Source organism: Pseudescherichia sp. (genome assembly GCF_031998825.1).
Taxonomy (GTDB): Bacteria; Pseudomonadota; Gammaproteobacteria; order Enterobacterales; family Enterobacteriaceae; genus Pseudescherichia.
In genome coordinates this window covers 90515-101723 of the sequence record NZ_DAMACX010000005.1, presented here as the reverse complement: position 1 = coordinate 101723, position 11209 = coordinate 90515, and the positions used below count along the sequence as shown (strand labels likewise).

Genomic DNA, 11209 nt, shown 5'->3' with positions numbered 1-11209 from the left:
GCTCCAGCCGCCCGCGGATGCTGAGCTTAGCCAGACGCTACTGCCGGTCACGCTGGTCATCCGCAGCTCGGCCTAAAACCTTCGCTTTTGTGATCGACCCCGCTTCTGGCGATGGCGATCCTTTACCTTTATCCCTTGTCCGGGCATCGTACAGAAAATTGTGAGCGCTTCGCAAAAATCATGAGGTCGACATGTCTGCTGCTGCACTGAACACCCTGCTTGCCCGCCGCGACTGGGAAAACCCAGTTGTGACCCACTGGAACCGTCTGCCAATGCACGTCCCTCTGCGCAGCTGGCGTGACGCCGAAGCAGCGGCCCAGGAGAGTGGATCTCCGTCATGGCGGCTGCTCAACGGCGAGTGGCGGTTTAGCTTCTATCCCGCTCCGGAAGCCGTGCCAGCGTCGTGGATAGCGGAGGATGGCGCCAGTGCCGTTGCCATGCCGGTCCCCTCTAACTGGCAGATGCAGGGGTTCGATACGCCGATCTACACCAACGTCACCTACCCAATCCCGGTTACGCCGCCGTTTGTCCCTGCGGAGAACCCCACCGGCTGCTACTCGCTGACCTTTGACGTGGATGCGGCATGGCTGGCGAGCGGCCAGACGCGGATTATTTTCGAGGGGGTCAACTCAGCCTTCTATCTCTGGTGCAACGGAGAGTGGATTGGCTATTCGCAGGATAGCCGCCTGCCCGCGGAGTTCGACCTCAGCGCGGTGCTGCGGCCCGGCGCTAACCGGTTGGCGGTGATGGTTCTGCGCTGGTGCGACGGCAGCTATCTGGAAGATCAGGATATGTGGCGCATGAGCGGTATCTTCCGCGACGTAGTGCTGCTGCATAAGCCAGCAACGCACATCAGCGATTTCCGGGTCGAGACCGCGCTAAACGCGGATTTTAACCATGCCCGGATAAATACCACCGTGCAGCTTGCCGGTGAGTTCACTGACTACCGGGTGGCCGTCACCCTATGGCGCGGCGAGGAGCCGATCGCCAGCGCGGAGCAGCGCCCCGGCAGCGCGATTGTGGACGAGCGCGGCGCATGGGCTGAGCGGTTGAGCGTCGAGCTTGCTGTCGATAAGCCGGATCTCTGGAGCGCCGAGACGCCGCACCTCTACCGGCTGACCGTCGCGCTGCTCGATGCGCAGGGCCAGCTGCTGGAGGCCGAGGCCTGCGACGTGGGCGTGCGTAAGGTGGAGATTAGCCACGGCCAGCTGAAGGTCAATGGCAAGGCGCTGCTGATCCGCGGGGTTAACCGTCATGAGCACCACCCGGAAAACGGCCAGGCGGTGGACGAGGCCACCATGCGCCGGGATATCGAGCTGATGAAGCAGCATAACTTTAACGCCGTGCGCTGCTCCCACTATCCGAACCATCCTCTCTGGTACCGACTGTGCGATCGCTATGGCCTCTACGTCGTTGATGAGGCCAACATTGAGACTCACGGCATGGTGCCGATGAGCCGTCTGGCGGAGGATCCACAGTGGTTCCCTGCGATGAGCGAGCGCGTCACCCGCATGGTGCAGCGCGACCGCAACCATCCCTCTATCATCATCTGGTCGCTGGGGAATGAATCCGGCCACGGCGCGAGCCATGACGCGCTCTACCGCTGGGTGAAGTCCAGCGATCCCACCCGTCCGGTGCAGTACGAGGGCGGCGGGGCGAACACGGCGGCGACCGATATTATCTGCCCGATGTATGCCCGTGTGGATAGGGACCAGCCTTTCCCCGCCGTGCCGAAATGGTCGATTAAGAAGTGGATCGCCCTGCCGGAAGAGACGCGCCCGCTGATCCTCTGCGAATACGCCCATGCGATGGGCAACAGCTTCGGTGGCTTTGCCAAATACTGGCAGGCGTTTCGCGATAACCCGCGTCTGCAGGGCGGCTTTGTCTGGGACTGGGTCGACCAGGCGCTGACCAAGCGTGATGAAAACGGTAACGCCTTCTGGGCCTACGGCGGCGATTTTGGTGATACCCCAAACGATCGCCAGTTCTGCATGAACGGGCTAGTCTTCCCGGATCGCACCCCGCACCCGGCCCTCTATGAGGCCCAGCGCGCGCAGCAATTTTTCCAGTTCCGTCTGCTTAGCACCACGCCGCTGGTGGTTGAGATCCACAGCGAATACCTTTTCCGCCACGCGGATAATGAGGTGCTGCGCTGGCACATTGCCCGCGACGGCGAGGTGCTGGCCGAGGGCGAGCAGCGGCTAGAGATCCTGCCCCAGGGCGTACAGCGGCTGGAGATCGATGCCCCCGCGCTGTCTGCCGTGCCGGGGGAGGTGTGGCTTAACGTTGAGATTTATCAGCAGCGGGCCACCGCGTGGTCCCCGGAGAACCATCGTTGCGCATGGGATCAGTGGCGGCTGCCTGCGCCGCTGGCTGTTGCCCCACAGGAGGATGCCGGTCCCGGCGCGACGTTGGCAGTCAGCGACGAGGCGTTTAACGTCAGCTGGCAGGATCGGCGCTGGCACTTCTCACGCCGCAGCGGCGATCTGGGGCAGTGGTGGTGCGGGGAGACGCCGACGCTGCTGGCCCCGGTTCGGGATCGGTTTACCCGTGCGCCGCTTGATAACGATATTGGTATTAGCGAGGTGACGCGTATCGATCCCAACGCATGGGTCGAACGCTGGAAGGCGGCGGGCATGTACGCCATGACGCCGCGTCTGCTGCACTGCGCGGCGCAGGAGAGCGCCGGAGAGGTAATCGTTACTACCCGCCACGCCTGGGAGCATGAGAACAAGGTGCTGTTTATCAGCGATAAGCGCTGGCGCATCGACAGCCACGGCGTGCTGCACGGTGAGGTTGAGGTGCAGATCGCCACTGACGCGCCGCCACCGGCAAGGGTAGGCCTCTGCTGCCAGCTGGCTGCGGTGGAGGAGTCCGCGAGCTGGCTGGGTCTGGGGCCGCATGAGAACTACCCGGACCGCAGGCTGGCGGCAAGCCAGGGGCGCTGGACGCGGCCGCTAAGCGCGCTGCATACGCCCTATATTTTCCCCAGCGATAACGGCCTGCGCTGTGATACGCGTCAGCTGGAGTACGGTGCGCACCGGCTGAACGGGCATTTTCATTTCTCTCTCAGCCGCTACGGCCAGCGTCAGCTCCATGACACGACCCATCACCATCTGCTGTGCGAAGAGGAGGGCTGCTGGCTTAACCTCGACGCGTTTCATATGGGGGTAGGCGGCGACGACTCGTGGAGTCCGAGCGTGTCGCCGGAGTTTATTTTGGCTGAGGAGCGGGTGCGCTACGCCTTCAGCTGGCGTCAGGCGTAACCTGGTGGGGCCGGAGGTTCTCTTCGGCCCATGCCATAAATGCCTCCTTCGACAGCGCCTTGCTGTAGAACCAGCCCTGGGCGAACTGCACGCCGTGATTGCGCAGCCACTCAAGCTGGCCTTCGGTCTCAACCCCTTCCGCGACCATCGCCAGCCCCAACGCTTTTGCCATCTCGATAATGTGTGGGGTGACGTTTTTGTACTCCAGCGCATCAACGAAAGATTTATCGATCTTCAGAATATCGACCTCCAGATTTTGCAGATAGCTCAGGCTGGAGTAGCCGGTGCCGAAGTCGTCAATATAGATCGCGTGCCCGGCACGGCGAAGCTCGGCAATGGCCGGGGAGCTGACTTTTGGATCGGCAAAGCCGCGCTCGGTGATCTCAAGGGCAATTTGCGAGGCGCTGAGCTGCCAGCGGGTCAGCAGCGTGCTGAGCAAGGTCGGAAGGCGTTTCGACACCAGATCGCCGGGATCGAGATTGATCGAGACGTGTTGATCCGGATGGCGCTGTAGCCACGGCCCTAGATCGCTGAATACCGTCTCAATAATCAGCTGTGTGAGCTGGGGCATCAGGCCAGACTGCTCCGCCAGCGGAATAAAGATATCCGGCGTGAGAAAGCGGCCGTCGGCCTGCCGCCAGCGAGCCAGCGCCTCGGCCCCGACCACTTTTCCGCTGCCCAGCGCGACAATCGGCTGGTAGTAGACCTCGATCTCGCGGGCGTTAATGGCATCCAGAATGCGATAGTGGGGCGACTGCAGGCGGCGCAGCACCCGCAGCAGGAAGAACGCGATCGCCAGGCTCATCAGCACACCAACCGGAAGCCAAATCAGCAGCTGTCGGTGCAGGTTTTTCCCCAGCGGGTCGAGGGAGGCAGCGGTAATAATGGCTAACCCCAGCTCGGGGAAGCGGCGAACGTCATACAGTGTGCCTTTCTGCTGGAAACGTGTCAGCGTACTTTGTCGCGCCTGCTGCCAGATGGCAGGATTGAACCCGCCGCTGCTGGCAATCAGCCGGTTGGTCGTCATGCTGACCAGCGACACGTCAATGGGCCATGCGCCAAAGGGCAGGACGTCGATAAAGGACAGGGGATCGATCATTACCACATGGCGCTCGCTGCCCAGCGCAGCCATGATGCGGTTTAAGCCGATATCGTTCTGGGTGGTGAGCCAGGCCCGGTAACCGTCCGGGGTGATCCTCTCTACCGGCGGGAGCATACCTTCCCGGCTGTGGTTTTCCAGCGACGAGCAGACGGGTTGCAGATGGTCAACGTAGATCATCTCCTGCACGTAGTGGTTAGCAAAGGCAACCCTGCGCATCGCCAGCAGATGGGCGGGGCTACAGGGCGCGCCCGTAAACTGGTCAATCTCGTTAAGGGCTAATTTGGCTTGCTGAACCACTTTTTGGGTGCGCATCACGACTCGGGTGGCGTAAGCGTCCAGCTCTTTTATAAAGTTCTCCTGCGCCTGGCGGTGCGCCAGCCAGATGCTCAGTCCCACCGGGATGAGCACCGCAAGGATCAGGACAACGGTAACAACGCTTACCAGCCGTCGGCTTGTCATCATCAAACGTTCCTTTTTGATATATGGCGAAAGAGAGTCAGCAGCAGATGTGTATAATCTTTATACCATTCTCTGCGGCGATCCTCTGCTATTTCACGCCAAAATTCCTTGATGCAAAAAACGTTTAATGAAAAAAGCGTAGCGCTAGCGGCGGTGGGCCAGCCGACGTACCAGACGATCGCCGGTCATCTGCACCCCCTGAACCAGCGCCACTAAAATGACCACCGTGCCCACCATCACCTGGTCGTTAAAGCGCTGGTAGCCGTAGCGAATGGCCAGATCCCCCAGCCCGCCGCCGCCAATGACCCCGGCCATCGACGAGAAGCCAATCAGCATCACTACGGTGAGCGTGGTCCCCGCCAGCAGCGTCGGCAGCGCCTCCGGCAGCAGCGCTTTAGCGATGACGTGCCAGACGCTGCCCCCCATCGACAAAATGGCTTCGATGCGGCCATAGTCCACCTCGTCCAGCGCGTTCTCCGTCAGCCGGGCAAAGAAGGGAAACGCGCCGATGGTGATGGGGACCACCGCGGCGGTGCTGCCCAGCGTGGTGCCAATCAGCAGCCGTGTAAATGGGATCAGCGCAATCAGCAGCACGATAAACGGCAGCGAGCGGCCAAGGTTAATTATGGCCCCCAGCACGGCGTTGGTTTTAGGCATCGGCAGCAGGCCGTTTGCCCGGGAAATAGAGAGTAATACGCCGATGGGCAGACCAATCAGCACGGTAAACAGGGCGGCCAGCGCCACCATGTAGACGGTCTCCAGGGTGCCGTTCAACAGCATCGGCCACAGCTCATCCCAGCTCATGCTACGCATAGCGGCCTCCCGTTTAAGCCATGTCGTTGCAGGAAGAGGCGTTCCGCCTGCGGATCGGGCAGCAGCGCCTGGCGCAGGCGCGACCATGGCGTGACCAGCAGATCGGCAATCTTCCCGCTCTCTATCAGCTCGCCGTTCTCCAGCAGCGCCGCATGATCGCAGAGGCTTTTTACCACCTCCAGCTGATGGGTGATCAGCACAATCGTCAGGCCGAGCTGGCGGTTAATATCCGCCAGCAGGCTGAGCACCGACTGGGTGGTCTCTGGATCCAGCGCGCTGGTGGCCTCGTCGCAGAGCAGCACCTGCGGGCGCGCCGCCAGCGCCCTGGCGATGCCGACGCGCTGCTTCTGCCCGCCGGAGAGCTGAGAGGGGAAGGCCTGCGCCTTATCGCTCAGTCCCACCAGGTGCAGCAGCTCCTCGACCCGCGCCCGGCGCTGCGCTTTGGCGACGCCTGCGATCTCCAGCGGCACGGCGACGTTATCCGCCACGCTGCGGGCGTGCAGCAGATTGAAGTGCTGAAAAATCATGCCGGTTTGCAGACGGTGCGCGCGCAGCGCCGCTTTATCGAAGCCGGTGATGTCGCGCCCGTTAACCAGAATGCGGCCGCGGGTCGGCCGCTCCAGCAGGTTAAGACAGCGGATCAGCGTGCTCTTGCCCGCGCCGCTGCGTCCGAGAATGCCGTAAATGGCTCCTTCGGGAACGGTTAGCGAGATGTCGTTCAGCGCCGGTCGGCCTGCTCCGGCATAGGTTTTACTCAGCCCTTCAATCACAATCATGACTGCGGCGCGACCGGAATAACCGAGCCGTTGTAATTTTTACGGATAAATTCCGCCACCTGTGGCGAGGTGAGGTCCTTCGCCAGCTCCTTGATGCGCGGATCGTTGGCCAACGCCGGATTGGTCACCAGAATATTGGCGTAGGGGTTGTGCTCGGCACTCTCCAGCCCCAGCGCATCTTTAGCAGGCGTCAGGCCTGCCTCCAGCGCGTAGTTGCCGTTGATCACCGCCAGATCGACGTCGTCCAGCGAGCGGGGGATCTGCGGGGATTCGATCTCAAGAATTTTAATATGCTTCGGGTTCTCGGCAATGTCCTTCGGCGTGGCGAGGGTGGTGGCGGGATCGGTAAACTTCGCGTTGAGCTTAATCAGCCCCTGGCTTTGCAGCAGGAACAGGGAGCGGCTCAGGTTAGTGGTGTTGTTCGGGACCGCCACCGTGGCGTTGTCAGGAAGCGACTTGAAATCTTTATACTTACGCGAGTAGATGCCTAGTGGTTCAATGTGTACCGTCGCCGCCACGGCAAAGGTTTTGCCCAGCGCCTTCTCCTGATCTTTTAGGTACGGAACGTGCTGGAAATAGTTGGCATCGACGTCGCCATTAGCCAGCAGCTCGTTGGCATTGACGCCGCTGGTCAGCTCCACCACCTTGATATCCAGTTTGGGATCAAACGTTTTGATATAGTTGAGAATTTCCGCGTGCGGTACGGCGTCCGCAGCGATGCGCAACGCTTCCGCGTGGGCGGAACCCCATGCCAGAGAAAGAGAGAGTGCCAGCCCAGCCAGTTTAAATGCTGCAGGTTTCATGATTTTTATCCTTTATCGTTATGACGGTAGGTTTGATCAGGCAATCAGCTGTTCGCTGCGCTCGCGCAGCACGTCCCGGTAGTAACGCTCGGCCACGTCCGGATGGGATCGCAGCCGCCCTTTCAGGTAGTTCCAGCCCACGTCGCGCAGCAGCGGGTTTTGCGGATCGCTCTCTGGCCCATGTGCCTCCTGCGCCAGCTGCTCGGGCAGGGCGTAGACCGGTACCACCGCGTCCAGCTGCGCGCCGAGGAAGAAGGCGATCGACAGTCGCTCCTGTCCGGCTGCGGGCGAGACCACCCGGTGCACCGTGGCGCGCAGATAGCCGTTGGTCGCCAGCTCCAGCAGCTCACCAATGTTCACGACAAAGCTCCCGGCCAGCGGGGCGGCATCCAGCCAGCGGCCCGGGGCCACCTCCACCTGCAAGCCTCTCTGCTCATCCTGCAGCAGGAAGCTAAGGAAGCCGGAGTCCTTGTGCGCGCCGACGCCTTGCTGGCTCTCGGTTGCTGGCTGGCCAGGATAGCGGATCAGCTTGATATGCTCATTAGGCTTATCGCCATACAGCGCATCAAAAGCGTCCGGGGGGAGATCCAGTGCCTGAGCGAAGGCGCGCAGCAGGTTGAGTGCCATGCGGGTCATTGCTTTTTGCCAGGCGAGGAGGGCAGGCTTCAGCGTCGGCTGCGCCTCTGGCCACAGGTTCGGCCCCTGCAGACGCCGCCAGCGAGGATCGTTTCCGGCAACGTTCAGGGCCGGACGCTCAGCGCCAATATCAAACTGTTCGCGCCAGTCCGGCTGGCCGCGCGTCAGCTCAGAGGCCGCCCGGTTATAGCCACGAAAATGGGGAGAGTGGATCATCGCCACCTGCTGCTTCTCTGCGTCGGAAAGAGCGAAGAAGCGGCGGGCCTCCTGCTGGACGGCGCGCTGCAGATCGTCATCCACGCCGTGATTAACCAGATAGAAGAAGCCGATATCTCGTGCGGCATGGCGCAGCTGTTCCAGAAAGGCGGGACGATTGACGGGGTCGGCAAAGTGCGACAGGTCAAGAATGGGCAGGCGGGTAGCGGTCATGGCTGGCTCCTTATATTGGCTTTCTGGCAGAGTGCCTTAACGCCAAATTTTCAACCAATAACCTTCTTTTCTAATTTATGACCGAGTGGGATCAAGTGCTTTTGCGAAAAATGGATAAGGCAGGGGATGCGGTTCGCGGCAGGCCAAAATGATAAGAGCCCTGACAGAAGAAGTCAGGGCTCTTAGGGTACTGCTGATATTGCATTTAACATTAAGGAACTTAACTACATGATACTGCTTATGATACTGCTTTAAATGTACAGGTTTAAGGTCGTAGACCTCGGTACTCAAGTACACACCCTTCGCGATATAGACTTTTTGATGCGTGGCCTTACTTCCATTGCGTTTTAAAACATGATGTTTTAACGCGCAACCCAAACAACATATAACGGGGCCTTACATCATCGCGATTACGTTCACACCCTGCGATTGTAGAGACTGACTACGTGGCCTTAAAGCGTCATCGGGTAGGCTTGCAACTGATTTACGCTACGCCGACTCTCCCATACAACAAGACTTCGTGGCCTTTATCGCATTTATACATTACATCTTACTGCTTAACAGCGCCCTCAATGAGCAACGCTGTTAACTTAAATCTAATACTTTTTTTGGATATGTCAACTGACTCAAGAAGCGACCTGTGGCTGGGCGTGCGGCCCGGTTTTAGGCTTTGTCAGCGAGTAGACGTCGTAGAACGAAAGCTCGCCTTTTTTCTGCACCATCTGCTGCAGCTGGCTCTTCTGCGCTGCCTCTACCTCTGGCGACTGCATAATGGCGTCGATCAGCTCAGGCGGCACAAAGCGCGTGTTGTACCACTCACCGTTATAGCAGACGCGGAAATCGAGCACGTCGATATCCTCATAGCGGTAGCGCGGGTAGACGTCAAAGAAGAAGAAACCGTTCAGCAGGGCGAACAGCACCACCAGCAGCCAGACAGAGCCGGCCAGGGTTTCGGACTGGAGCATCACCGCCAGGGTAGCAAACCAGCCAACGTACATGCCGATAAACAGCCAGGGATGGTTGCGGATAAAGCTAATGCTGAAGCGTGGCCGATTGTCACGCTTCTCGCGAATATTTAGCTCATTAATAGTTTGGGTAAGCAGTCGCTCTATTTCTGTCATTTTTTACCTTTGGGGATCGGACAAAACGCAGGTGAAACAGCCTATTTTACGATCCGTGGCAGTGAGAAAAAAGTAACAGAAAGGCGGCAAAAAAGCATAACAGTTATGCCGAGGCCGACGGCAGCTTTTTAATGATCCGTGCCGGGTTACCCGCCACCACCACATCATCGGGAATATCGCGAATAACCACGCTGCCGGAGCCAATCACCACGTTGTTACCAATGGTCACGCCCGGGTTTATCACTGCCCGACCACCGATCCAGACGTTATGGCCAATAGTCACGGGGGCACCAAACTCTAATCCGCTATTCCGTTCGGTCGCATCAAGCGGATGGGTGGCAGTGTAGATATGCACGCCCGGGGCGAGCATGCAGTTATCGCCAATATGTATCGGGCAAACATCCAGCATCACGCAGTCAAAGTTGGCATAAAAATCGTTGCCGAGAAAAATATTGTAGCCGTAGTCGCAGCGAAAGCTTGGCTCAATGTAGGCATTGCCGCTTTTGCCCAGCAGCTCCGCAAGCAGGGCGCGCCGTTCGCTCTTCTCGGTCGGGCCAGAGTGATTATACTGATGCAGCAGCTCCCTGGCACGCAGGCGATCTGCCCGTAATGTTTCATCGCCAGATCGGTAGAGTTGACCGGCAATCATTTTCTGCTTTTCTGTACTCATGGCTATCTCACTGTTAAACATAACAGCAGCATCCTGGAGTGAGATAGCCTGAAAGAGTATAGCGTTGGCTATAGTATGTGAAATAGATCACACTACTTCAAGAGACAAAAGCCCAACCTTGAGATTCACCAAAACGTGTCTGATAAAGGCGGCGGGGAATCGCGATAAAACCGTGGGCGGACTAGCGAACAAATTTCCACACGGAGGAGGGGATTTTGTCATAAAGCTTATTCATTGTCAGTTCAGCCAGACGGTGATCCGCTGCGGAATAAAACACGGTTAGCTCATTGTCAGAAAGTTCGTATTTATTTTTTTCAATCACGCGTTCCAGCGTGTCAATTGTCTGACAGCGCCGCAGGCGCATCAAATAATCTACTTTTGTTAATGGTTTATCAGACATAAATTCACCTATGTATTTGTAATAGTTTTAACAGGACAAGCTAACAGGGTTAGCCTTGCTCACATTAACGAAACAGCGAAACAGTCGGTTGCCGGATTTGCGCCATTTCTGCAAGTCTTCTGTACTAATGCCATAGCTACTGAACAGCATAAACGTGTCGTCCAGGTATTCGTCAATCTGGGCAATCAGTTTATTATCTTCATTGTACTTAATTTTATAATTAAGTGCGAAGGTCGCAATATGCTCAATCAGCTCGTTCAACTGCAAATTGATTGCTGACGTGGGATCGTTAACCCAGCCATGATGGCTTTCTTCAAGGTTGGAGAGGCAATCATGGTACAACGTTTCGCAAAGAAATTTCAGTTGCGCGACATCATGCCTTTTTGGCGAGTATTCGTCCATAACGTATCCCCTTCTAAGTGGCTTTTTTTTCACATGGAACACCGTTTCGGGATGGATACCTCCTTGAGGTCGGCGTGTAAGCTGCTCTTGCGCCTCAATTTAACTATAAGTCACTCTGAAAAAGATTTCCTGGAGCGATTACGAAAAATTACAATTATCATCTTTTGCTTTCGTTCACCCTCGGCTAAAGGGGTGAACCTCAACTCTCTCTCTGCTGCTTACTAAGAATATTCTTACATGAAAGTCTGTTTACTATTAATTAAGAATATCTTCACTTCGTAAGATAATCCTTTAAGCCTTAAGAATTATGCGACTTATATTTGTTACAGAAA

General features: G+C 57.8%; 10 protein-coding genes. 1 reads left to right on the top strand and 9 read right to left on the bottom strand.

Going from position 1 to position 11209, the window contains the following annotated elements; translation table 11 throughout:
• Positions 1 to 191 precede the first annotated feature (191 nt).
• A complete protein-coding gene (locus tag RTP97_RS03980; protein WP_312411141.1) occupies positions 192 to 3266 on the top strand; it encodes a beta-galactosidase in 3075 nt (1024 codons plus the stop codon).
• Here the strand turns inward: RTP97_RS03980 and RTP97_RS03975 are convergent.
• The 9 genes from RTP97_RS03975 to tomB form a co-directional block, all read right to left on the bottom strand.
• Positions 3247 to 4827, bottom strand: coding sequence for an EAL domain-containing protein (locus RTP97_RS03975; protein WP_312411202.1), 1581 nt, complete (start codon positions 4825 to 4827; stop codon positions 3247 to 3249). The genes RTP97_RS03980 and RTP97_RS03975 overlap by 20 nt on opposite strands.
• Positions 4828 to 4971: 144 nt before the next feature.
• Positions 4972 to 5631 (bottom strand): methionine ABC transporter permease, encoded by a 660-nt coding sequence (locus tag RTP97_RS03970; protein WP_312411200.1) that lies wholly within the window; start codon positions 5629 to 5631, stop codon positions 4972 to 4974.
• The gene (locus RTP97_RS03965; protein ID WP_312411138.1) at positions 5628 to 6416 is read right to left on the bottom strand and encodes an ATP-binding cassette domain-containing protein; all 789 of its coding nucleotides are present in this window, start codon (positions 6414 to 6416) and stop codon (positions 5628 to 5630) included. Before RTP97_RS03965 ends, RTP97_RS03970 begins: the two co-directional genes overlap by 4 nt.
• Positions 6413 to 7219: a MetQ/NlpA family ABC transporter substrate-binding protein gene (locus RTP97_RS03960; protein WP_312411136.1), complete on the bottom strand. Its 807-nt coding sequence runs from the start codon at positions 7217 to 7219 to the stop codon at positions 6413 to 6415. Before RTP97_RS03960 ends, RTP97_RS03965 begins: the two co-directional genes overlap by 4 nt.
• Positions 7220 to 7255: 36 nt before the next feature.
• Complete coding sequence (locus RTP97_RS03955; RefSeq protein WP_312411134.1) at positions 7256 to 8284, bottom strand: isopenicillin N synthase family oxygenase; 1029 nt, start codon at positions 8282 to 8284, stop codon at positions 7256 to 7258.
• Between the two features lie 626 nt (positions 8285 to 8910).
• Complete coding sequence (locus RTP97_RS03950) at positions 8911 to 9405, bottom strand: YlaC family protein (RefSeq protein ID WP_312411132.1); 495 nt, start codon at positions 9403 to 9405, stop codon at positions 8911 to 8913.
• 103 nt (positions 9406 to 9508) lie between these two features.
• Positions 9509 to 10075: a maltose O-acetyltransferase gene (gene maa, locus RTP97_RS03945; RefSeq protein WP_312411129.1), complete on the bottom strand. Its 567-nt coding sequence runs from the start codon at positions 10073 to 10075 to the stop codon at positions 9509 to 9511.
• 181 nt (positions 10076 to 10256) lie between these two features.
• Entirely contained in the window at positions 10257 to 10475 is a 219-nt protein-coding gene (locus tag RTP97_RS03940) for an HHA domain-containing protein (protein ID WP_042391642.1), read from the bottom strand.
• 27 nt (positions 10476 to 10502) lie between these two features.
• Positions 10503 to 10877 (bottom strand): Hha toxicity modulator TomB, encoded by a 375-nt coding sequence (gene tomB, locus RTP97_RS03935; protein WP_042391644.1) that lies wholly within the window; start codon positions 10875 to 10877, stop codon positions 10503 to 10505.
• Between the last annotated feature and the right edge of the window lie 332 nt (positions 10878 to 11209).